A 20,804-nucleotide genomic window follows, 5' to 3' on the forward strand; every position below is an offset into this window, starting at 1 on the left:
AAAGACACAGAACTTTCCCTGACAAAGCCCAGGGATAATCAGGACGAAAAAATATGGCGGCAACAAGACTCAAAAGCTTATACCAAGAGACAATTATCCCCAAACTGACCAATCAGTTTCAATACACCAACGTGCATCAAGTACCGAAGGTAGTGAAAATAACTGTTAACAGAGGTTTGGGAGAAGCGGCTCAAAATGCTAAGTCACTAGAAGCGTCTTTAAACGAAATTGCGCTGATCACTGGTCAAAAACCAGTGGTAACGCGGGCAAAAAAGGCGATCGCCGGCTTCAAAATTCGTCAAGGCATGCCTGTTGGTATCATGGTGACCCTGAGAGGCGAACGGATGTATGCCTTTCTCGACCGACTTGTTAGCCTAGCATTGCCCAGAATTCGGGATTTTCGCGGCGTCAGCCCTAAAAGCTTTGACGGTCGCGGTAACTATACTCTGGGTGTGAGAGAACAGCTAATTTTTCCAGAAGTCGAGTACGACAGCATCGATCAAATCCGTGGTATGGATATTTCCATTATTACCACAGCGAAAAATGACGAAGAGGGCCGCGCCTTACTTAAAGAAATGGGAATGCCCTTTCGCGATCAATAAGTTCATCTAAAGAGGGAACGATGGCGGCTAACGACACAATTGCAGATATGCTGACGCGCATCCGCAATGCCAATCTGGCAAGGCATCAAACTACACAAGTGCCAGCCACAAAAATGACTCGTAATATTGCCAAAGTGTTGCAGAACGAAGGCTTTATTGCTGAATTTGTAGAAGCGGAAGAAGGGGTAAAGCGCAATCTGGTGATTTCCCTGAAATACAAGGGTAAAAATCGTCAGCCCCTAATCACCGCTTTAAAGCGGGTGAGTAAGCCAGGTTTGCGTGTTTACTCCAATAGAAAAGAATTACCAAGGGTACTAGGTGGCATCGGCATTGCCATTATTTCTACATCCAGTGGGATCATGACCGACCGCGAAGCACGGCGTCAGAACTTGGGTGGTGAAGTACTTTGCTATATTTGGTAGTCGTCAAGTACGTCAATCGTCAGTAGTCCAGATCCAATCAACTGACAACTGACAACTGACAAAGGATAAAGGACAAAGGACAAAAAGTCATGTCTCGTATTGGTAAGCGTCCAATTACTATTCCCGCTAAGGTACAAGTGGCGATTGATGGCACAAAGGTTGTAGTGAAAGGGCCAAAAGGAGAGCTTTCACGCAATCTTCCTGTCAATGTCACCTGCTCCCAAGATGGGGAAACATTGCTGGTAACACGTCGGGATGAAACCCGTACCTCCAGGCAACTGCACGGTTTAAGCCGCACTTTAGTTGCCAACATGGTTGAAGGAGTTTCTAGTGGTTTTCAGCGTCGTTTGGAAATTCAAGGAGTTGGCTACCGGGCACAACTTCAAGGCAGTAACCTATTGTTGAATATGGGTTACAGCCATCAAGTACAAATTGTTCCACCAGAAGGAATTCAGTTTGCAGTAGAAGGGACTACTAACGTCATCGTCAGCGGCTATGACAAAGAAATAGTAGGCAACACAGCAGCAAAAATTCGTGCCGTTCGTCCACCAGAACCTTATAAAGGTAAAGGCATTCGCTATGCGGGTGAAGTGGTAAGACGTAAAGCTGGTAAGACTGGTAAGAGTGGTAAGAAATAAAAATGAAACTTACTCGTAGAGAATCAAAAGAGCGTCGCCATCGACGCGTCCGTGGTAAAGTTAGTGGTTCCTCAGAACGTCCACGGTTAGCCGTATTTCGCTCTAATGAGCATATCTATGCTCAAGTAATAGATGATACTCAGCACCATACCCTAGTAGCAGCTTCGACCATCGAACCAGAGTTGAAATCTAGTTTAGGTTCAGGCTCTAACCGCGAAGCATCTGTACAAGTTGGCAAACTGATAGCAGCGAGATCGCTAGAAAAAGGCATCACCAAAGTCGTATTTGATCGTGGTGGCAACCTCTATCACGGTCGCATCAAAGCTCTAGCTGATGCAGCACGCGAAGCTGGGTTAGATTTCTAAAGTCATTTGTCCTGTGTCATTTGTCCTTGGTAAAAAAGCAAATGACTAATGACTAATGACCAATGACTAATGACTAATGACTAATTAGAGAGCATTAATTATGGCAACAGAGCGTAAAACTAGAACAAAGCGTGCCAAAAAAGAAGAAACCACTTGGCAAGAGCGAGTTATCCAAATCCGACGGGTGAGTAAGGTGGTCAAAGGCGGTAAGAAACTCAGCTTCCGCGCGATCGTCGTCGTCGGTAACGAACGTGGTCAAGTTGGTGTGGGAGTAGGCAAAGCCTCAGATGTAATTGGTGCTGTGAAAAAAGGCGTTGCCGATGGTAAAAAACATCTAATAGATATCCCCATCACCAAATCCAACTCTATCCCTCATCCCATTAATGGTACTGGCGGTGGCGCTAAGGTGATGATGCGACCAGCAGCACCAGGTACTGGGGTAATTGCTGGTGGTGCTGTTCGGACTGTATTAGAATTGGCAGGAGTTCGGAATATTCTTGCCAAGCAACTCGGCTCTAATAATCCCCTGAATAATGCAAGAGCTGCCGTTAACGCCCTATCTACACTGCGTACCTTTGCCGAAGTCGCTGAAGATCGAGGCGTTCCCATTGAAAATCTCTACATCTAGTAGGGGCTATCTCGCAAAGTATTAGTGTAAATAATTACTAATTACATCATGAGACTCAACGATGTTAAGCCTCAAAAAGGCTCAAAAAAACGCCGTAAGCGTGTAGGTAGAGGTATTTCAGCAGGTCAAGGTGCTAGTGCTGGTCTAGGTATGCGGGGTCAAAAATCCCGGTCTGGTAGCGGCACTCGACCTGGTTTTGAAGGTGGTCAACAGCCATTGTACCGCCGCTTACCTAAGTTGAAAGGCTTTCCAATTATTAATCGGAAAATTTACACTACGATTAATGTAGAGAAGCTAGCCACCCTGCCTGCCAATACAGAAGTAACTTTGATCTCCTTAAAAGCTGCTGGTATTCTCACTGCTGTCAAGGGGCCATTGAAAGTTTTAGGTAATGGAGAATTGGGCGTCCCGCTCAAGGTGCAAGCGGCAGCTTTTACGGGCCAAGCTCGTAGCAAAATTGAGGCTGCTGGTGGGAGTTGTGAAGTGGTGAAGTCTTAGAGCAGTTTCCAGAACAGCGTACTTTCATTCCAGCTAACTTGCTTCCAGCGCCTAGTTCACTATAAAGGTAGAACTCTATGATCAGTCGAGATAAAGCCCCAACGGCTCAAGAAACTTTTATGCAGATGGCGCAAGCAGCTGGACTGAGAGGGAGGCTGCTTGTCACCGTCGGTATTTTAATTTTGGTTCGCCTAGGTATCTTCTTACCAGTTCCAGGAATTAATCGCCAGAGGTTTGCCGAAGCAATATCGGGCAACAATTCAATATTCGGTTTATTGGATATATTTTCTGGGCGGGGGCTTTCTACTTTGGGAGTTTTTGCCTTGGGGATTTTGCCCTTTATTAATGCCTCCATTATCATCCAATTGCTCACCGCTGCCATTCCCTCTTTAGAAAATCTACAGAAAAATGAAGGTGAAGCAGGTCGGCGGAAAATATCGCAGATTACACGTTATGTCACTGTAGGTTGGGCGATTGTTCAAAGTGTGGCTTTTTCGGCATTATTCCTCCAGCAATTTGCCTTAAACCCAGGACCAATATTCGTAGCTGAAACCGCGATCGCTCTTACTGCTGGTTCTATGTTCGTCATGTGGGCCTCGGAACTGATTACAGAACGCGGTATTGGCAATGGTGCATCTTTGTTGATTTTTGTGAATATTGTCGCTTCACTACCAAAATCCTTGGGTGACACTATCGACTTGGTACAAGTCGGGGGTCGGGAAATAGTGGGTCGCGTCATTGTACTAGTCTTAGTCTTCCTAGCAACAATTATCGGTATTGTGTTTGTGCAGGAAGGAATGCGTCGCATCCCGATTATTTCTGCTCGACGCCAAGTAGGTCGGCGAGTTTTGGCAGAGCAGCGTAGTTTCTTACCTCTACGGCTTAATCAAGGCGGCGTAATGCCAATCATTTTTGCCGCTGCCATCCTGAGTTTGCCACTGCTGATAGCCAATTTTACCAAAAATGCCGAATTGGCGAATATCGTTAACACTTATCTGAGTCCAAGTGGCACTGGCTCTTGGGTCTATGCCCTGGTATACATGATTTCCATAGTTTTTTTCAGCTACTTCTATTCGTCGTTGATTCTCAACCCAGTAGATGTGGCGCAGAACCTGAAGAAAATGGGTTCTAGTATTCCTGGCATTCGTCCAGGTAAAGCGACAAGTGAGTATATTGAGCGCGTAGCCAACAGACTCACTTTTTTGGGTGCGGTATTTTTAGGCTTGGTGGCGATAATCCCCACTGCAGTGGAAAGAGCTTTAGGTGTACCAACATTTAGGGGTTTGGGTGCCACCTCTTTATTAATACTGGTTGGTGTGGCAATTGACACAGCAAGGCAAATACAAACTTACGTAATCTCTCAGCGCTATGAAGGAATGGTGAAACAATAGTGACGCGATTAATCTTCTTGGGACCACCTGGAGCTGGAAAAGGAACTCAAGCTCAAACATTGGCTGAATTCTGGAATATTCCCCACATCTCTACGGGTGAAATATTACGGCAAGCAATGATTGAGCAAACCCCTTTAGGAATCAGGGCTGCTAGTTATGTTGATAGCGGTGAGTTAGTTCCTGACCAGCTAGTACAGGATTTGGTACAGGAGCGCCTCAATCAACCAGATGCCAAATCGGGTTGGATTCTTGATGGCTTTCCCCGCAAAGTGACACAAGCTATTTTTTTGGGGGAACTGCTGGATCAAATCAGTCAAGGTGACGAAAGAGTAGTCAACTTGGATGTACCAGATGAAGTGGTCATCGCCCGGTTGCTAGGTCGGGGACGAAAAGATGATAGCGAAGAAGTGATTTGTCGTCGTTTAGAAGTGTACCGCGCTGAGACTGCACCCTTGATTGACTATTACGGCGATCGCCAAAAGCTCCTGACTGTCAACGGCAATCAGTCCCAAGAAGAAGTCACTAACGCACTGAAACAGGTAATATCTGCCTAGCAAAACAAGATAAAGGCAGAAGGGGGAATGTAAAATTCAAAATTCAAAATTTTTCTCACTCCCCCACAGCCCCCATGCTTCCATCTTTAGGCAAGAAGCTGGTCAATTTTAGCTAAGATATATTAATAAACCGTTGATATATTTCTCAAATTGTGTTCTTGTGCAGACGAAGGTACTGCTACAGAACAGGAGACTGTTGAGTTGAGGAAAAAACAAATTGTCTAAGCAAGATCTGATTGAAATGGAAGGCACTGTCACTGAGTCATTGCCCAATGCAATGTTTCGCGTTGACTTGGACAATGGCTTTAACGTCCTGGCACACATTTCTGGAAAAATTCGCCGCAATTACATCAAGATTTTACCGGGAGATCGCGTCAAAGTGGAGTTAACTCCCTACGACCTGACAAAAGGCAGAATTACCTATAGACTAAGGAAAAAGTAAATTTATGCAAATAATTTTACCATAAACCCGCCTTTTCCTAACTGAACTATTTTCCCTAAAAATGCTATAATTTACTATTTGGAGTCAAGTACAAAAGGCATGAAAGTCAGAGCCTCAGTCAAGAAAATTTGTGAAAAGTGTAACGTGATTCGGCGCCGTGGTCGCGTCATGGTGATATGTGTTAATCCTAAACACAAGCAACGTCAAGGATAGCGATCTGACTACCAGAGTGAGGTGCAGCCTAAAATCACCATGAAAACGAAAAGACGCGATTAATCACGTTTTGTTAACTGTAATTACGAGAACAAGAGGGAGATATTCATTGTGGCACGGATTTCCGGAGTAGACCTTCCACGCGATAAGCGCGTCGAGATAGGTCTAACTTACATTTACGGAATTGGGTTATCAAGGTCGCAAAAAATTCTTGCAGCAACCAAAGTAAACCCAGATACCCGCATTAAAGACTTAACTGATGCCGATGTAGCGGCTCTGCGTGGGGAGATAGAAACCTATCAAGTTGAAGGGGATCTGCGGCGCTTGGAAGCAATGAGCATCAAGCGCTTAATTGACATTGGCTCTTATAGGGGCCGTCGTCATCGCATGGGCTTACCAGTAAGAGGACAAAGAACCCGTACCAATGCCAGAACCCGACGTGGGAGAAGGCAGACAGTGGCTGGTAAGAAGAAGGCCCCTGGTAAATAATTTTTTCCCGCTTGCAAATGAGAGCAAGTTGTACCCTCCTAAATTCACGAAACAAATATGGCAAGACAACCAACTAAAAAATCTGGGAGCAAAAAGCAAAAACGGAATGTGCCCAACGGCATTGGCTACATCCAGTCTACTTTCAACAATAGCATTGTCACCATTACTGATCAAAATGGAGATGTCATCTCCTGGGCAAGTGCTGGTTCTAGTGGATTTAAGGGAGCTAAAAAGGGAACTCCCTTCGCCGCACAAACCGCCGCTGAAAGTGCAGCACGTCGAGCTATCGATCAAGGGATGCGTCAAATTGAGGTAATGGTCAGTGGACCAGGAGCAGGTAGAGAAACCGCTATCCGGGCGCTCCAAGGTGCAGGACTGGAAATTACACTCATTCGGGATATTACCCCTATTCCCCATAATGGTTGCCGTCCGCCCAAACGCCGTCGAGTTTAAACAAAACCTATTAGGTACTGAAGGCAAGAAGTTAAAGCTAAGGTAAGTCACCTGCAATAGCTGCTTGGGCGTTTAACGTATAAACTGCTTTCGCAGGGTGAATACTAAAGAACTTCAGACGGCTTGGGTAACCAAAAGCGCATCAGATCTTCCCGCAGGGAGGGCTGCTAAACTTCGGACAACCCAAAATAATATCACCACCTGTGAGCTAAATAGGGGCGTCAAATTCAACCAGCATTGAATGTTGGCCATTTGATAGACTTCGGCAGAAGCTCAGGGTATGAAGTAAATTCGAGAGGCAATTGATTTGCCTGCTAGCAGCACCTTAAAAGGGAGGCTACTCCGTGGCGCAGTTTCAAATTGAATGTGTAGAGTCTAATACTGAGGAAAGTCGAAGCCATTACAGTAAATTTGTTCTGGAACCTCTGGAGCGTGGTCAAGGAACAACGGTTGGTAACGCACTGCGGCGGGTTTTACTCTCCAATCTAGAGGGTACAGCAGTTACAGCAGTAAGGATAGCCGGCGTTTCCCACGAGTTTGCCACAGTTCCGGGCGTGCGGGAAGATGTGTTGGAAATCCTCATGAAAATGAAGGAAGTCATACTCAAAAGCTATTCTTCTCAACCCCAAATTGGTCGGTTACTCGTTAACGGTCCAGCAACAATTACTGCGGCACATTTTGATTTGCCAAGTGAAGTAGAAGTCATAGATCCAACCCAGTATGTAGCCACCCTAGCTGATGGCGGCAAGCTGGAAATGGAATTTCGGATCGAGAGAGGTAAAGGTTATCGCACCGTAGAGCGAGGGCGTGAGGAAGCCACATCTTTGGACTTTCTACAAATCGACTCAGTCTTTATGCCCGTGCGAAAAGTCAACTATAGCGTCGAAGAAGCCCGTGGGGATGACTCGATCACTAAAGACCGCCTGCTGTTGGAAGTTTGGACAAATGGCAGTATCTCGCCTCAAGAGGCGTTATCCTCAGCAGCTGGTATCTTGGTAGATTTATTCAACCCGTTGAAAGATATTTCCCTTGAACCAACAGACACGGGTTCTGAGATACCAGATGACCCAACTGCCCAGATTCCCATTGAAGAGTTACAACTTTCTGTACGGGCATATAACTGCCTGAAACGAGCACAAGTTAACTCTGTGGCAGACTTGTTGGATTACACCCAAGAAGACCTCCTGGAAATTAAAAACTTTGGTCAGAAGTCAGCCGAAGAGGTAGTTGAAGCTTTACAGCGACGCTTAGGTATTACCCTGCCCCAAGAAAGAAGCTCTAAACACAGCTAAGACAAAACCGTTAATAATTCATAGTGCATTATTATGCGTCACCGTTGTCGGGTCAAAAAACTCAGTAAACCAGCTGACCAGCGCCGCGCTCTGTTGCGGGCACTGACCACCGAACTAATCCGTCATGGTCGGATCACCACTACTTTAATCCGAGCTAAAGTATTGCGAAGTGAAGTGGACAAAATGATCACCCTAGCCAAAAATGGCTCCTTAACAGCACGCCGGGAAGCCCTAGGCTACATCTACGATAAACAACTGGTTCATGCTCTGTTTGAGCAAGCTCCCACTCGGTATGGTAGCCGCCAAGGCGGTTATACTCGCATTCTGCATACCGTGCCGCGTCGGGGCGATCATGCTGAGATGGCAATAATTGAACTGGTCTAATCAGATTTTAGTCATTAGTCATTGATCAAGAATCGTGGACAAATGATGCAGCGCTTTGCAGGTAAATGAAGTACACCAACAGATGACTCACAAATTGCCTCAAAAAATAACTATGCAACTGCTGATAAAAATTGGTGTACCACAGTTACCTGAAATACGCTGTAAATGACAAAAGACAAAACCTGTATGTTAGAAAGCTGTCAGTCTATACCGAGTTACAGAGTAGCCTTGGTAATACAATACCTAGGCACTCGTTTTCACGGTTGGCAAAGGCAAAAAGCACAGCGAACAGTTCAGGAAGAGATAGAAACAGCTATAGCTACTGTTCTGGGCCATCATGTGACTTTACATGGCGCTGGGCGAACTGATGCCGGAGTTCATGCAGCAGCTCAGGTAGCCCATTTTGAAGCTACAAGTTTAATTCCTGCTCATAAGTGGGCAACAATACTTAACGGCTATCTGCCCCACGATATATTAATCAGGGGTTCAGCTAGTGTAGATGACCGTTGGCACGCTCGCTTTAGTGCAGCCTATCGACGGTATCGCTATACACTCTATACTGAAAATCTACCGAACTTGTTCGTGAGACCATTCAGTTGGCATTATTATCATGCACCTCTAGATGAATCCTTAATCCAATCTGCACTAAAACCTCTGATGGGAAAGCATCATTTGGCTGCTTTTCACCGTGCAGGGTCGAAGCGATCGCATTCTTGGGTAGAGGTGCAAGCAGCAGAGTGCCGTCGCAGTGGGCCATTTCTCCATATTGAAATTCAGGCAGATGGATTTTTGTATGGGATGGTGCGTCTGTTGGTAGGGATGCTGGTACAAGTAGGTTCTGGGCAACGCACGCTGGCTAGCTTCACCGAACTCTGGAAAGAACAACGCCGGGAAGAAGTGAAATATGCCGCACCTCCCCAAGGACTATGCTTATTGCGAGTTGGCTATCCAGATTTTCCCTTGAACAGAGAGATTTGGTATGACACCCTGCCACAGTTCGTCTGTCCTATAAATATTCCAGGAGAACATTCCCTGGAGGATTGGGGTACATCTTCCCCTACCCAAACCGTTTATCTTAATTCCACACAAGCAAGAAAATTACAACCCTAATGAACAAAACATACCTTCCTTCTCAAGATTCCCTTGAGCGTGAGTGGTACGTAGTAGACGCTACTGATAAACGCCTCGGTCGCCTGGCCAGCGAAATCGCCATGATCCTGAGAGGGAAAAAGAAGGCCGAATATACTCCCCACCTAGACACAGGTGATTTCGTCGTTGTGATCAATGCCGAAAAAGTAGCAGTCACGGGCAAAAAGCGCACCCAAAAGATATACCATCGCCATTCTGGTCGTCCCGGTGGGATGAAGACGGAAACTTTCGCCAAGCTGCAACAGCGCCTACCTGAAAGGATTTTAGAACATGCTGTCAAAGGGATGCTGCCCAAAAATAGCCTGGGTAAGCGGTTGTTTACCAAACTAAAAGTCTACGCTGGCCCCACTCATCCCCACGAGGCTCAACAACCCAAAGAATTAAACATTAATACAATTCCTGGAGAAGAAAATTAATGGTAGCAGTAGAAACTACTAGCGGTCGCGCTGTGTACTGGGGGACTGGTCGTCGTAAGTGCTCAGTAGCACGGGTACGCCTGGTTCCCGGTGAAGGTAAGCTAGTTGTCAATGGCAAGGATGGAGTATTGTACTTCCAATTCAACGCTAATTACCTGGGAGTCATCAAAGCGCCCTTAGAGACTTTGGGACTAGAAAATGAATATGACATTTTGGTGAAAGCAGAAGGTGGTGGCTTGACCGGACAAGCAGATTCCATTCGTCTGGGTGTTGCTCGCGCTCTGTGCCAACTAGACCCAGATAACCGCTCACCTTTGAAAACTGAAGGCTACTTGACTCGTGATCCTCGGGCAAAAGAACGGAAAAAATACGGTTTGCACAAAGCCCGAAAAGCACCTCAGTACTCCAAGCGCTAATCAATTTTGGATTTTAGATTTTGGATTCATCTAACAATCTAAAATCTGAAGTTATACAAGCGCCCAAAGACGGAAAGTTATAATTGATATAGATTCACCACAAAAAAGACAATGGCTAAATCTGATATTCATCCCAAATGGTATCCAGACGCTAAAGTTTACTGCAACGGTCAAGTTGTAATGACCATTGGTTCTACAAAGCCAGAACTGCACGTAGACGTTTGGTCTGGGAACCACCCATTTTACACTGGTACTCAGAAGATTATTGACACCGAGGGTCGAGTGGAGCGCTTCCTCCGTAAATATGGCATGAGCAGCACTCAAAGCGCTGAGGACACAGATAAAAAGTAGCCGGTTGGCTGTAGCTGTTAACGACGGCCCTGCATCTGCTGGGTCGATTGTCATTTAATGCTCAAGCCAACTTGTTATTTTAAGGAGCGAATGTGCTCCGCACACACTAGGTGAACGCACTCGTTATGGCTGAAACATACCTGCTGGAGAAACTAAAATCCGTTGAACAAACCTTCAATGAATTAACACGTCGCCTTGCTGACCCCGATACTGCCAAAAACCCTGATGAATATCAAAAAATTGCCAAGTCTCGTTCTTCCTTGGAAGAGGTAGTAAATACCTATGAGACTTGGAGAACTGTCCAAGAAGACTTGGCCGGAGCGCGTCAGGTACTCAAAGAGGCCAATGGCGATCCAGAGTGGCAAGAAATGGCAGCCCTGGAAGTAGAGGAACTGGGTCAAAAGCTGGAATACCTAGAAAGCCGCTTGAAAATCTTGCTGCTGCCCCGTGACCCTAATGATGATAAAAATATCATGTTGGAAATTCGCGCTGGCACTGGTGGCGATGAAGCCAGTATCTGGGCTGGGGATTTAGTCCGAATGTACACGCGCTATGCCCAAACCCAAAATTGGCGAGTCAAGTTGGTAAGCGAGTCTGAGGGGGAAATGGGCGGCGTTAAAGAGGCAATTCTAGAAATTCAAGGTGATAGCGTTTACAGCAAGCTGAAGTTTGAAGCTGGAGTGCATCGTGTGCAGCGGGTGCCTGCAACTGAAGCTGGCGGAAGGGTACACACTTCTACAGCCACTGTGGCAATTATGCCGGAGGTGGATGAAGTAGAAATCCATATTGACCCGAAGGATATTGAAATGAGCACAGCTCGCTCTGGTGGCGCTGGTGGACAAAACGTCAACAAGGTGGAAACCGCTGCTGATTTGTTCCACAAACCTACTGGTATCCGTATTTTCTGTACAGAAGAGCGCAGCCAGTTGCAAAACAAAGAACGGGCGATGCAAATTCTCCGGGCGAAACTGTACGAAATCAAGTTACGCGAACAACAAGAAGCTGTAACTTCTATGAGGCGATCGCAAGTTGGAACAGGATCACGCTCAGAAAAAATTCGTACCTACAACTATAAAGACAGCCGAGTTACTGACCACCGTTTAGGTCAAAACTATTCCCTAAACCCTGTGCTAGAAGGCGATATAGAGACTGTTATCCAATCTTGTATATCTCTAGACCAGCAGGAACGTTTGGCAGAGTTAGCCGTTTCCGGTACTGCTAGCTAATTACCGCTGTTAAATAACGTGGAAAACCGCTTGTTGAAAAGTTGCTTTTAACACATATAGGCGGTTTTCTAATGCCGTGCTAAGTGTATCTTCTATTTCACTGGGATAACTATAATAAGCAAATTCGTACTGCATGATGTGATTTAATTTCGTCCACTCCTTTAGGTTTGAGCAGTGGTAAATTAACTTTTCTGCTTCTTTTTGCCAACGAGCAAAAATCCGGTAGCTGAAAAAGCTGCTGCAAATGTTACCTTTTGTATCCCAGAAGGAAATAGACACTTGATGCTTTAGGCAGTGGATTTTCTTGATTTGCTTAACTTTGTAGCCTTTGGCTTTTAGAGCTTCTTTGGCCTCGTTATTGGAAATTTGCCACTGTTCTGGTTTAATCTTATTAGCGGTTATTAAGTTTTTACCTTTGCGGCGATATTGGTTAGTTGTGCGTGGCTTACGAAACATGATTCACCGTTGAAATTATTGGCAGTAAGGCCCAAAGTATTACTAGTGTTAGCTAATAATTAAATTAAAACTTTTATATCGACAACTTTCATTTTAGGATACCAACTACAACAAAAAATGTCAATAATAAACTAAAGTTGTAGTGTTGGCTCACTAGACTTGTAAATGCAGTTGAGTAGCTACATAAGCAGTGAACATTGAAAGCAGAGAAAAACTGGTTGAAATCATCAAACTAGCTCGTGGTTCCATGAGTCAGCGCGGGTTTGGCAAGCTTTTGGGGGTTTCTGCTACTGCTGTTCAGTTGTGGGAAAAGGGCGTGAACGTGCCAGACACAGAATATTTGGTGAAAATCGCAGCCAGAGCTGGTTATACACTCGATGAATTACTTAGCTGCTTGGATGGTAAGCCAATACAAGAAGCCTCCGATTTGAGTCTAATTTTGAGACAAATCCAGCATATGCCTCTAAACCAAGTAGCTCAGATTGCTCAAGCTGCTGCGGAACGATTTGCTGTTGTCGCTGAGTCTTTGGGAGATGGGACAAAAGCTAGTTAAATAATTACTGAACATGATATGATGCACCGAACATAACCCTTTTCCTAAGATTTGACTAAAAGCTGGCTGCTAGAACGTTCCACGATAAAATAAGTTAGTCTGACTGTTTTTCTGGATAAACCTGCACTTAAACTTGCAACTTACAATTCTAGATTTAGTTTAGCATTGGCAAGCCAAGTTGTAAATACCTAAATAAAATATTTATAGTCGAGAAAAACCCTAGTAAGTACAGTGGAAGAAATATTACAGTTGTGGATTTAGAAGCTAGGAATAAACTGATTGAAGTAGTGAAACTTGCTCGTGGCTCCATGAGTCAGAGGGGCTTTGGGAAACTTCTGGGCGTTTCTGCTACTGCGGTGCAGCTATGGGAAAAGGGAGATTCGATTCCAGATACACATAATTTAGCTAACATCGCAGATAGAGCAGGCTACACAATGGAAGAACTGCTTAACTATCTTGGTCTTAAACCTACATCAGAATCCTCAGATGTAAACCAGATGGTAAAGCACATCAGGTCTATGCCATTAAGTGAAGTAGCAATAATTGGTAGAGCTGTAATGGATAGATTGGCTGCTGCTGCTGAGGCGTCTGTAGATGGGGCAAAAACTAGTTAAATTTATTTAAATTAATAGTTACAAATTTAGCGATGCGGTTCTCTCTATGTTAAATGTGATGTCCTTTGTTGCAAAGATTCAACTCTATGGATATGGACAAACCTTTTTTGTATGACCAAAACTTCTAGGGAAGGACACAGCAGCTGGCTAAAGCTTTAGAGCAGAGGCTAGTTCTGGAAGTAGACTGGCGAAACCTGCAAGAGGAAATTCAAGCTTTGGGGAGACAGCAGTATTGGTAAATTAACTGAAAGTCCCTACTCCCTTTTTGGCGTTGCTGATTAACAGGATGAATTTAGTCTCACGCAAAGGCGAGGCAGAGCGTTGCGGAGGCAGCATTCTTCAAGTGATAGTTAAAGCGAACAACTTGCTGAGGGTTTAGATTTCAGTGTAAAAAAAGTGAGGGAAGTGGCAAAAAATGTGTCTTGAGAGGGATGCAATAGGATTTATGCCTAATTGCTGCTGTGAAATAATCAAGGGAGTATTTGTAGTTAAATTTTGTTAAGATTTGGACAAAGCGTTAGCACTCCTCCCCAACTTATCACCTACCTGAGACATACTTCATGCTAAGACTAGAACATATAAGTAAAATTTATCCTACAGGCGAAGTTCTCAAAGATATTAACTGGGAAGTTAAACCAGGCGATCGCATTGGCTTAGTCGGCGTCAACGGTGCGGGAAAATCCACTCAACTGAAAATTATTTCTGGGGAAATGGAACCCACTGCTGGCGAAATCATTCGCCCTTCTAGCTTACACATAGCTTACCTCAACCAAGAGTTTGAGGTTGACCCCACCCGCACGGTAAGAGAAGAATTTTGGACTGTTTTCAAAGAAGCCAACGAAGTCCAGATGGCTTTAGCTCATATACCGCAAGAGATGGAAGCGGCTAATCCAGAAGAACTGGATGAACTAATCCATAAATTGGACCGCTTACAGCGGCAGTTTGAAGCTTTGGACGGCTACAACTTAGACTCACGGATTGGAAAAATTTTACCAGAAATGGGTTTTCAGTTAGAAGATGGCGATCGCCTCGTCAGTGCTTTTAGCGGCGGTTGGCAAATGCGGATGAGTTTGGGTAAGATCCTCCTGCAAAAACCCGACTTATTGCTGCTGGATGAACCGACAAACCATCTAGACTTAGAAACCATTGAGTGGCTGGAAAATTACCTCAGAGGGCTAATTACCCCAATGGTGATAGTTTCCCATGACCGAGAGTTCCTTGACCGTCTCTGCAACCAAATTGTGGAAACTGAACGTGGCGTTTCTGCTTGTTACCTCGGCAATTACTCAGCATACCTACAACAAAAAGCCGAAAATCAATCAGCACAACTTAGCGCCTACGAACGCCAGCAGAAAGAACTAGAAAAGCAGCAAACCTTTGTAGACAGATTCCGCGCCAGTGCTACCCGCAGTACCCAAGCGAAAAGCCGGGAAAAACAACTAGACAAAATTGAGCGCATTGAAGCACCGATTGCGGGTGTCAGAACCCTACACTTCCGCTTTCCTCCCGCACCCCGCAGCGGACGGGAAGTGGTGGAAATTAAGGATTTAACCCATATCTATGATGATAAAATCCTGTTTTTGGCAACGAATCTCTTGATTGAAAGAGGCGATCGCATTGCTTTCTTAGGCCCCAACGGTGCCGGCAAATCTACGCTGTTGCGCGTGATTATGGGTATGGAACCACCTACAGAAGGCAGCGTTCAATTAGGTGATCACAACGTCATCCCCGGTTACTTTGAGCAAAATCAGGCGGAAGCTTTGGACTTAAAGAAAACTGTCATGGAAACTATCCATGATGAAGTTCCCGACTGGAAAAATGAAGAAGTCCGCACACTCTTGGGACGCTTTTTGTTTGCTGGTGACACTGTATTTAAGCAAGTTGCGGCATTGAGTGGGGGAGAAAAAGCTCGTTTGGCATTGGCAAAAATGCTCTTGCGTCCAGCGAATTTACTAATTCTCGATGAGCCGACCAATCACTTAGATATTCCAGCTAAAGAGATGTTGGAAGAAGCACTACAAAACTATGATGGCACGGCAATTGTAGTTTCCCACGACCGCTATTTTATCTCTCAAGTAGCTAATAAAATTGTGGAAATTCGTGATGGTGAATTCCGAGTTTACTTAGGAGATTATCATTACTATCTCCAGAAAATTGCCGAAGAAAAAGAACAGGCAAAGTTAGCAGCAATAGCTGCCGAAAAAGCTGCCAAAAAAGCGGCAAAAGCTGCTAAATCTACTACGAAAGGTAAATGAGGCACTGGGTAAGGGCTTGGTAGTAGCGCTTGAGTGCTACTACCAAAGTAATCACTAATTGCCGGCTATTGCATAAAACTCGCAAAAGTTAGCGATATTTAAAGATATCTAAACAACTGCAAGTCATTAATAAAAGAAGTTAATCAGCAGAAATTAACTTGCAGCTGTGATTAGCAGTGGTATCATGCGGATATTACAAAAAGTAAAGGGCAATTTTACTATGACCAAAGCACCTGTTGCTCCTGTGGTGCTAGTCATTTTAGATGGATGGGGCTACTGTGAGGAGACACGAGGAAACGCCATTGTCGCTGCTAAAACTCCAATCGTGGAAAGTTTATGGGCGGCTTATCCCCACACCCTCATCTGCACATCAGGAAAAGCCGTAGGGTTGCCAGAAGGTCAAATGGGCAACTCGGAAGTTGGTCATTTGAATATTGGCGCTGGGCGTGTAGTACCCCAAGAACTGGTACGCATTTCCGATGCAGTAGAAGACGGTTCTATTGCCTCAAACCCAGCACTTGTCAAAATTTGCCAGGAAGTTCGCGATCGCCATGGCAAGTTGCATTTAGTAGGGCTTTGTTCTGAGGGAGGGGTACATTCCCACATTACCCATCTATTTGGACTACTTGACTTAGCTAAGGATCAGCAACTTTCACAAGTTTGTATCCACGCCATTACCGATGGTCGTGACACTGCGCCCTCTGAGGGCAAAAAAGCAATCGGTCAACTACAAGACTACATAGACCGCAACGGGGTTGGGCAAATAGCCACCATCAGCGGTCGCTACTACGCAATGGATCGCGATCGCCGTTGGGATCGAGTCCAACGTGCCTACGATGTAATCTCACAAGATGGTGCAGGTAACGGACTCACGGCGGTGCAAGTCTTGCAAGCATCTTACGCCGAAGGGGTGACCGACGAGTTCGTTCTACCAGTACGAATTGCCCCCGGCGCTATTGAACCAGGGGATGGGGTCATATTTTTCAATTTCCGCCCCGACCGCTCTAGACAACTGACTCAGGCGCTTGTCAGTCCCAAGTTTAACGGTTTTGAAAGACAGCAAATTACCCCACTGTCCTTTGTCACCTTTACTCAATATGATCCAGAGTTACCAGTGTCTGTAGCTTTTGCGCCGCAGAATTTGAGTAACATTCTGGGGGAAATCATTGCCAATCATGGACTCAAACAGTTTCGCACCGCCGAAACAGAGAAATACGCCCATGTTACCTACTTCTTTAATGGAGGTTTGGAAGAACCTTTTGTTGGAGAAGACCGGGAACTAGTCAGTAGTCCAATGGTAGCAACTTACGACAAAGAACCAGCGATGTCAGCTGCTGCTGTCACAGATGTGGCGATCGCTGCTATTCAACAGGGCATCTACTCCCTAGTGGTGATGAACTATGCCAACCCAGACATGGTAGGGCATACTGGACAGATCCCAGCTACAGTTACAGCCATTGAAACGGTAGATCGCTGTTTGGGTCGCCTGATTGATACCATAGGCAAAGCCGGCGGGACAACAATTATTACTGCTGACCACGGCAACGCTGAGTATATGCTAGATGATGACGGTAATCCCTGGACGGCTCATACTACCAATCCAGTTCCCTTCATCCTGGTAGAAGGGGAGAAAGTCAAAATCCCCGGATATGGCACAAACGTCGAACTGCGAAACGATGGTAAGCTAGCCGACATTGCCCCCACAATTCTGGAGATTTTACAGCTGCCTCAGCCATCAGAAATGACAGGGCGATCGCTTTTAAAAGTTGCAGAATATGACTTGCAACGCACTCGTACACCCGCGCAAATAGGGCTGTAGAATAGATTCAGAGAAAACAGTTAACTTTTGAGTGTTAGCTGTTTTCTCACTCCACTTCCTACAAATTTTTATGACAGTTAGTTCCGTCGTGCAAGGTATTTGGGCATTTGCTGCCCTTGGTTTAATTATCCTAGTGTTACTCCATAGTCCCAAAGGTGATGGTATTGGCTCCATTGGTGGACAAGCCCAGTTGTTCAGCAGCACCAAGAGTGCAGAAAATACATTAAACCGAGTTACTTGGGCATTAGTAGTGATTTTTCTAGGTTTAACAGTGGTTTTAAGTGCCGGCTGGTTGCCTAAATAGGCAATAGGGAGATAGGGAAATGGGGCAAATCACCCAACACCCGAAATCTAACACCCAAAAAAATCTATTTTTACAGCGGTGTTTAACAGCCCTGGTCTTATTTATAGGCACAGGGCTGTTAGTTATTTTTACTAACTCCCAATCAAGTGCCGTTTTGAATCAATCCTACAAATGTGGAGACGTTGTCAGCAACATCTCTACAAGTTACAGTTTAGGCGAAACATTAATACAAAAACCTCATCCCCTACCGCCCACATTGGCCCAGTGGCAAGATAAAACTAACAGTGGTGATTACTTTTCTCAAGTTACATCCACCCAAGTTGGTTATTTAGTTTGGTCAAAATTTCCCCTGCGGGTTAAGGTAGAAGCACCAAAAGCTGTTAATGAGAAACAATCCCAAGCATGGGTTAACAGCGTTTTGCAAACGGTGCAGGAGTGGAGTATTTATTTACCTTTAGTAATAGTTGAACAGCCGGAACTTGCTGATATTACAATTGTGCGAAAAGCCCCACCGCTTCAGTTTTCGCCCGATGGCAAAATTAAGAGTGCGCGTTCTGCTCTAACTACTTACGAGTTTTACATTAAAAATAATATTTTAAATCACCGTTTTACTATTCTATTAAATCCTAGTCAAACAGGTGAATATTTATTAGCAGCAGCCCGTCATGAACTAGGTCATGCTTTGGGAATTTGGGGTCATAGTCAGTTACAAACTGATGCGCTTTATTTTTCCCAAGTTCGCACACCGCCATCTATTTCTATTAGAGATGTGAATACTTTAAAGCGGGTTTATGAACAGCCTACGAGTTTGGGGTGGTCTGTGTTGGGGAAGGATTGAATTTACCTCACGCAAAGCCGCAAAGCCGCCAAGAAGAACGCTAAAATAATGAATTAGCTAATAAAAAGTAAAATTTGCTATTAAATAAGGATTAACTAATGACTAAAATTCTTTGTATTGGTGGTTCTACGGTTAATCAGGGTACTTTTGAAAAGATTAATCAAGCACTGCATAAAAATGGTTTTTTAAATGATTGGGCTGTAATTATTGCAAATCATCAATATTTACAGTTCTGTAACCATAAGAAAGATATAGAATACTTAAAAAAATTTATCTTACAATCCCATTTCCCCCAAAAAGATGCTGTTTTAGTATATCAGCAACAAGATTACCCAATTATTCCTGGGAATATTTATATACTTCCAGATTTTTTGAATTGCATTTATGAAAATCAGTTTATATCTACAACAATAAAAACTGTCAATGATGTGCCAGTAATTGAGATATCTAATATACAAGAAGTAGTACAGGAAGATTTAGATTGGATAGGCTCGATAGGCTCGATAGGCTCTTTAGATTTTCCCTGTATTGACAGAAGAATGATTGAGTTATCATCTATCAGACCTCATAAAATCGCTGGATTGATTTTAGCAGGTATGGGTGGGGATGGCGCAGAAGGATTAATAGAGATTGCTAAAAATGGGGGTAGTGTAGCGATTCAAGATCCAAATGAGTGCTACCATCCAGAAAGCATAGGACAAACAGCTTCAATGCCAAAAGCAGCCATAGATATGGCTACTCAACAGAATATTAAATAAATATGAAACTATTCAATTAGAAGAAAGCGATTCTTTAGTTAGATGGCTGGATAACATTAATAATCAAAATTGATTACTAGATTACATCTACCTATTTTCCAGTAAAAGTCTTTTTTGCGTTCTTCTTTGCGGCTTTGCGTCTTTGCGCGAAACAAAAAATTAAGGCAACCAATTCTTATCTAAAATTTGCTCTAAGGTATAAGGACATATTTCAGGTAAATTAGTTAGTGTGGTTTTAGCTTTAACATAATCCAAAGCATTACTATAAATTCCACTAAAATTATCCTCTAAATGGTTGCGTAAATTGGCAGTTAAATCTTCATTTAGTTGATTACGAAAACCTGTAATTTCTGCTGCCCAATGATTAGCATTTCTTAGCTTTTCTAAATCCCAATATTGATAAAGCAATAAATGTCTAATAATCTGTTCTAACAGACTTCTTACTCGCCTTTTTTCGTTTTTAGCCAAATCTTCCAACTCTTCTATTAAATTTTCATAGTCAATACCTGCCAATTGTCGAGATTTGAGACATTTAATAGTCTCCTCTAACCATTGCAGGTAATTGGATTCATATAATGTTTTTAGGTCAATGATTGCAGTCATTGGTTGATTTCGTGGCTTTGATATCTTATTGTAGCTTTTCCCTATCGTGTGAGGTACACATTAAAAAAAGCTATGATTATTGTTAGTAATACCTCGGAACACCATCAATACACGCAGTAAAGTATGATTCAAGTGTTACCCAAAACTAAACCAGTAACTTTTGAAGAGTTTGTGCAATGGAAGCCAGAAGGAAAGCGGTATGAATTACACAACGGAGTGATTTTTGAGATGGCACAACCGTTAGGAGATCATGAAGATATTACTAGCTTTTTGGCTGAGAGAATCACGGCTGAATATCTTCGCTTAAATTTACAAGAAACAGACGGGAGTTTGAAAGCCCCGGAGGAACAGGCGCACAGCGCCATACTCCGTACTTCAGACCGGGGATGAAAAACGACTCGGTAGGCTTTAGCCTACCTGTAATATATCTGTAATTTCAGGTAGAGTATCAAGCAATTCCTCTACAACTTGGGTAATAGTTTTATCTTTTTTTGCAGCATACAACCGCAGTTTATTCATTCTGCGTTCAGTAATTCTAATGTGTAATTCTTTTTTGTCATATATGACACAATGACGACACACTTATGTTAGCATACAGGTAAGGAGGCAAAACAAATGTATGGATGCCAGCAAAATTTAATTAATCCAAATGAAGAGTTAAAAGCAGTACTTGAG

The 20,804-nt window shown here is 44.0% G+C and carries 29 protein-coding genes and 1 pseudogene; 28 read left to right on the plus strand and 2 right to left on the minus strand.

Features of this window, described 5'->3' with window-relative positions; genetic code table 11:
- Positions 1-53 precede the first annotated feature (53 nt).
- The 19 genes from rplE (at position 54) to prfA (ending at position 11,929) form a co-directional block, all read left to right on the plus strand.
- Positions 54-602 (plus strand): 50S ribosomal protein L5, encoded by a 549-nt coding sequence (gene rplE / locus H6G32_RS19585; protein ID WP_190461244.1) that lies wholly within the window; start codon positions 54-56, stop codon positions 600-602.
- 20 nt (positions 603-622) lie between these two features.
- Complete coding sequence (gene rpsH / locus H6G32_RS19590; protein WP_015208459.1) at positions 623-1,024, plus strand: 30S ribosomal protein S8; 402 nt, start codon at positions 623-625, stop codon at positions 1,022-1,024.
- 89 nt (positions 1,025-1,113) lie between these two features.
- The gene (gene rplF, locus H6G32_RS19595) at positions 1,114-1,662 is read left to right on the plus strand and encodes a 50S ribosomal protein L6 (protein WP_190461246.1); all 549 of its coding nucleotides are present in this window, start codon (positions 1,114-1,116) and stop codon (positions 1,660-1,662) included.
- A gap of 2 nt (positions 1,663-1,664) precedes the next feature.
- Positions 1,665-2,027 (plus strand): 50S ribosomal protein L18, encoded by a 363-nt coding sequence (gene rplR, locus H6G32_RS19600; RefSeq protein ID WP_190461248.1) that lies wholly within the window; start codon positions 1,665-1,667, stop codon positions 2,025-2,027.
- Positions 2,028-2,127: 100 nt separating this feature from the next.
- Positions 2,128-2,655 (plus strand): 30S ribosomal protein S5, encoded by a 528-nt coding sequence (gene rpsE, locus H6G32_RS19605; RefSeq protein WP_190461250.1) that lies wholly within the window; start codon positions 2,128-2,130, stop codon positions 2,653-2,655.
- A gap of 48 nt (positions 2,656-2,703) precedes the next feature.
- The gene (gene rplO, locus H6G32_RS19610) at positions 2,704-3,153 is read left to right on the plus strand and encodes a 50S ribosomal protein L15 (protein ID WP_190461252.1); all 450 of its coding nucleotides are present in this window, start codon (positions 2,704-2,706) and stop codon (positions 3,151-3,153) included.
- 77 nt (positions 3,154-3,230) lie between these two features.
- A complete protein-coding gene (gene secY, locus H6G32_RS19615) occupies positions 3,231-4,544 on the plus strand; it encodes a preprotein translocase subunit SecY (protein WP_190461254.1) in 1,314 nt (437 codons plus the stop codon).
- Complete coding sequence (locus tag H6G32_RS19620; RefSeq protein WP_190461256.1) at positions 4,544-5,098, plus strand: adenylate kinase; 555 nt, start codon at positions 4,544-4,546, stop codon at positions 5,096-5,098. The genes secY and H6G32_RS19620 overlap by 1 nt, the downstream gene beginning before the upstream one ends.
- A gap of 217 nt (positions 5,099-5,315) precedes the next feature.
- Complete coding sequence (infA, locus tag H6G32_RS19625; RefSeq protein ID WP_006276978.1) at positions 5,316-5,540, plus strand: translation initiation factor IF-1; 225 nt, start codon at positions 5,316-5,318, stop codon at positions 5,538-5,540.
- Between the two features lie 99 nt (positions 5,541-5,639).
- Positions 5,640-5,753: a 50S ribosomal protein L36 gene (gene rpmJ / locus H6G32_RS19630; RefSeq protein WP_010998333.1), complete on the plus strand. Its 114-nt coding sequence runs from the start codon at positions 5,640-5,642 to the stop codon at positions 5,751-5,753.
- A gap of 111 nt (positions 5,754-5,864) precedes the next feature.
- Complete coding sequence (gene rpsM / locus H6G32_RS19635; RefSeq protein WP_190461258.1) at positions 5,865-6,242, plus strand: 30S ribosomal protein S13; 378 nt, start codon at positions 5,865-5,867, stop codon at positions 6,240-6,242.
- 57 nt (positions 6,243-6,299) lie between these two features.
- Complete coding sequence (gene rpsK / locus H6G32_RS19640) at positions 6,300-6,695, plus strand: 30S ribosomal protein S11 (protein ID WP_015208451.1); 396 nt, start codon at positions 6,300-6,302, stop codon at positions 6,693-6,695.
- Positions 6,696-7,039: 344 nt separating this feature from the next.
- On the plus strand, positions 7,040-7,987 hold the full coding sequence (locus H6G32_RS19645; protein ID WP_190461260.1) for a DNA-directed RNA polymerase subunit alpha: 948 nt from the start codon (positions 7,040-7,042) through the stop codon (positions 7,985-7,987).
- 33 nt (positions 7,988-8,020) lie between these two features.
- Positions 8,021-8,371, plus strand: a complete 351-nt coding sequence (gene rplQ, locus H6G32_RS19650; RefSeq protein WP_190461262.1) for a 50S ribosomal protein L17 — start codon at positions 8,021-8,023, stop codon at positions 8,369-8,371.
- 186 nt (positions 8,372-8,557) lie between these two features.
- A complete protein-coding gene (truA, locus tag H6G32_RS19655) occupies positions 8,558-9,481 on the plus strand; it encodes a tRNA pseudouridine(38-40) synthase TruA (RefSeq protein WP_242046662.1) in 924 nt (307 codons plus the stop codon).
- Complete coding sequence (gene rplM / locus H6G32_RS19660; RefSeq protein ID WP_190461264.1) at positions 9,481-9,936, plus strand: 50S ribosomal protein L13; 456 nt, start codon at positions 9,481-9,483, stop codon at positions 9,934-9,936. Before truA ends, rplM begins: the two co-directional genes overlap by 1 nt.
- Positions 9,936-10,352 carry a 30S ribosomal protein S9 gene (gene rpsI, locus H6G32_RS19665; RefSeq protein WP_190461266.1) on the plus strand — a complete coding sequence of 139 codons (417 nt, stop codon included), beginning with the start codon at positions 9,936-9,938 and terminating at the stop codon, positions 10,350-10,352. The genes rplM and rpsI overlap by 1 nt, the downstream gene beginning before the upstream one ends.
- A gap of 111 nt (positions 10,353-10,463) precedes the next feature.
- Positions 10,464-10,703, plus strand: a complete 240-nt coding sequence (rpmE, locus tag H6G32_RS19670) for a 50S ribosomal protein L31 (RefSeq protein ID WP_190461268.1) — start codon at positions 10,464-10,466, stop codon at positions 10,701-10,703.
- A gap of 125 nt (positions 10,704-10,828) precedes the next feature.
- Entirely contained in the window at positions 10,829-11,929 is a 1,101-nt protein-coding gene (prfA, locus tag H6G32_RS19675) for a peptide chain release factor 1 (RefSeq protein WP_190461269.1), read from the plus strand.
- A gap of 9 nt (positions 11,930-11,938) precedes the next feature.
- Here the strand turns inward: prfA and H6G32_RS19680 are convergent, their stop codons facing one another.
- Positions 11,939-12,385 carry a hypothetical protein gene (locus tag H6G32_RS19680; protein WP_190461271.1) on the minus strand — a complete coding sequence of 149 codons (447 nt, stop codon included), beginning with the start codon at positions 12,383-12,385 and terminating at the stop codon, positions 11,939-11,941.
- 190 nt (positions 12,386-12,575) lie between these two features.
- On the opposite strand from H6G32_RS19680, the gene H6G32_RS19685 reads away from it, so the two are divergent.
- The 8 genes from H6G32_RS19685 (at position 12,576) to H6G32_RS19720 (ending at position 19,526) form a co-directional block, all read left to right on the plus strand.
- Complete coding sequence (locus H6G32_RS19685) at positions 12,576-12,938, plus strand: helix-turn-helix domain-containing protein (protein ID WP_190461274.1); 363 nt, start codon at positions 12,576-12,578, stop codon at positions 12,936-12,938.
- A gap of 251 nt (positions 12,939-13,189) precedes the next feature.
- A complete protein-coding gene (locus H6G32_RS19690) occupies positions 13,190-13,552 on the plus strand; it encodes a helix-turn-helix transcriptional regulator (RefSeq protein WP_190461276.1) in 363 nt (120 codons plus the stop codon).
- A gap of 143 nt (positions 13,553-13,695) precedes the next feature.
- The gene (locus H6G32_RS26855; protein WP_255502571.1) at positions 13,696-13,791 is read left to right on the plus strand and encodes a DUF29 family protein; all 96 of its coding nucleotides are present in this window, start codon (positions 13,696-13,698) and stop codon (positions 13,789-13,791) included.
- A gap of 321 nt (positions 13,792-14,112) precedes the next feature.
- Positions 14,113-15,807, plus strand: coding sequence for an ABC-F family ATP-binding cassette domain-containing protein (locus H6G32_RS19700; RefSeq protein WP_190461278.1), 1,695 nt, complete (start codon positions 14,113-14,115; stop codon positions 15,805-15,807).
- A 220-nt stretch (positions 15,808-16,027) separates the two neighbouring features.
- Positions 16,028-17,626 carry a 2,3-bisphosphoglycerate-independent phosphoglycerate mutase gene (gene gpmI, locus H6G32_RS19705; RefSeq protein ID WP_190461280.1) on the plus strand — a complete coding sequence of 533 codons (1,599 nt, stop codon included), beginning with the start codon at positions 16,028-16,030 and terminating at the stop codon, positions 17,624-17,626.
- Positions 17,627-17,696: 70 nt separating this feature from the next.
- Entirely contained in the window at positions 17,697-17,930 is a 234-nt protein-coding gene (gene secG / locus H6G32_RS19710; protein ID WP_190461282.1) for a preprotein translocase subunit SecG, read from the plus strand.
- 19 nt (positions 17,931-17,949) lie between these two features.
- The gene (locus H6G32_RS19715) at positions 17,950-18,768 is read left to right on the plus strand and encodes a peptidase (protein WP_190461284.1); all 819 of its coding nucleotides are present in this window, start codon (positions 17,950-17,952) and stop codon (positions 18,766-18,768) included.
- A gap of 98 nt (positions 18,769-18,866) precedes the next feature.
- Positions 18,867-19,526 (plus strand): chemotaxis protein CheB, encoded by a 660-nt coding sequence (locus H6G32_RS19720; protein WP_190461286.1) that lies wholly within the window; start codon positions 18,867-18,869, stop codon positions 19,524-19,526.
- A gap of 159 nt (positions 19,527-19,685) precedes the next feature.
- Here the strand turns inward: H6G32_RS19720 and H6G32_RS19725 are convergent, their stop codons facing one another.
- A complete protein-coding gene (locus tag H6G32_RS19725; RefSeq protein WP_190461287.1) occupies positions 19,686-20,129 on the minus strand; it encodes a DUF29 domain-containing protein in 444 nt (147 codons plus the stop codon).
- 123 nt (positions 20,130-20,252) lie between these two features.
- On the opposite strand from H6G32_RS19725, the pseudogene H6G32_RS19730 reads away from it, so the two are divergent.
- A pseudogene (locus tag H6G32_RS19730) lies at positions 20,253-20,441 on the plus strand (Uma2 family endonuclease); the annotation flags it as partial.
- Between the last annotated feature and the right edge of the window lie 363 nt (positions 20,442-20,804).

Source organism: Cylindrospermum sp. FACHB-282 (assembly GCF_014697195.1).
Lineage (GTDB): Bacteria > Cyanobacteriota > Cyanobacteriia > Cyanobacteriales > Nostocaceae > Cylindrospermum.

What these genes read in the sequence shown, in the direction of transcription:
- rplQ (WP_190461262.1), top strand. Translation starts at nt 8,021, where the DNA reads ATGCGTCACCGTTGTCGGGTCAAAAAACTCAGTAAACCAGCTGACCAG.
- rplM (WP_190461264.1), top strand. Translation starts at nt 9,481, where the DNA reads ATGAACAAAACATACCTTCCTTCTCAAGATTCCCTTGAGCGTGAGTGG.
- rplE (WP_190461244.1), top strand. Translation starts at nt 54, where the DNA reads ATGGCGGCAACAAGACTCAAAAGCTTATACCAAGAGACAATTATCCCC.
- H6G32_RS19725 (WP_190461287.1), bottom strand. Translation starts at nt 20,129, where the DNA reads ATGACTGCAATCATTGACCTAAAAACATTATATGAATCCAATTACCTG.
- rpsK (WP_015208451.1), top strand. Translation starts at nt 6,300, where the DNA reads ATGGCAAGACAACCAACTAAAAAATCTGGGAGCAAAAAGCAAAAACGG.
- rplR (WP_190461248.1), top strand. Translation starts at nt 1,665, where the DNA reads ATGAAACTTACTCGTAGAGAATCAAAAGAGCGTCGCCATCGACGCGTC.
- H6G32_RS19715 (WP_190461284.1), top strand. Translation starts at nt 17,950, where the DNA reads ATGGGGCAAATCACCCAACACCCGAAATCTAACACCCAAAAAAATCTA.
- gpmI (WP_190461280.1), top strand. Translation starts at nt 16,028, where the DNA reads ATGACCAAAGCACCTGTTGCTCCTGTGGTGCTAGTCATTTTAGATGGA.
- rpsH (WP_015208459.1), top strand. Translation starts at nt 623, where the DNA reads ATGGCGGCTAACGACACAATTGCAGATATGCTGACGCGCATCCGCAAT.
- rpmJ (WP_010998333.1), top strand. Translation starts at nt 5,640, where the DNA reads ATGAAAGTCAGAGCCTCAGTCAAGAAAATTTGTGAAAAGTGTAACGTG.
- rpsE (WP_190461250.1), top strand. Translation starts at nt 2,128, where the DNA reads ATGGCAACAGAGCGTAAAACTAGAACAAAGCGTGCCAAAAAAGAAGAA.
- H6G32_RS19680 (WP_190461271.1), bottom strand. Translation starts at nt 12,385, where the DNA reads ATGTTTCGTAAGCCACGCACAACTAACCAATATCGCCGCAAAGGTAAA.
- H6G32_RS19720 (WP_190461286.1), top strand. Translation starts at nt 18,867, where the DNA reads ATGACTAAAATTCTTTGTATTGGTGGTTCTACGGTTAATCAGGGTACT.
- rpmE (WP_190461268.1), top strand. Translation starts at nt 10,464, where the DNA reads ATGGCTAAATCTGATATTCATCCCAAATGGTATCCAGACGCTAAAGTT.
- secG (WP_190461282.1), top strand. Translation starts at nt 17,697, where the DNA reads ATGACAGTTAGTTCCGTCGTGCAAGGTATTTGGGCATTTGCTGCCCTT.
- rplF (WP_190461246.1), top strand. Translation starts at nt 1,114, where the DNA reads ATGTCTCGTATTGGTAAGCGTCCAATTACTATTCCCGCTAAGGTACAA.
- rpsI (WP_190461266.1), top strand. Translation starts at nt 9,936, where the DNA reads ATGGTAGCAGTAGAAACTACTAGCGGTCGCGCTGTGTACTGGGGGACT.
- secY (WP_190461254.1), top strand. Translation starts at nt 3,231, where the DNA reads ATGATCAGTCGAGATAAAGCCCCAACGGCTCAAGAAACTTTTATGCAG.
- prfA (WP_190461269.1), top strand. Translation starts at nt 10,829, where the DNA reads ATGGCTGAAACATACCTGCTGGAGAAACTAAAATCCGTTGAACAAACC.
- H6G32_RS19700 (WP_190461278.1), top strand. Translation starts at nt 14,113, where the DNA reads ATGCTAAGACTAGAACATATAAGTAAAATTTATCCTACAGGCGAAGTT.
- truA (WP_242046662.1), top strand. Translation starts at nt 8,558, where the DNA reads ATGTTAGAAAGCTGTCAGTCTATACCGAGTTACAGAGTAGCCTTGGTA.
- rplO (WP_190461252.1), top strand. Translation starts at nt 2,704, where the DNA reads ATGAGACTCAACGATGTTAAGCCTCAAAAAGGCTCAAAAAAACGCCGT.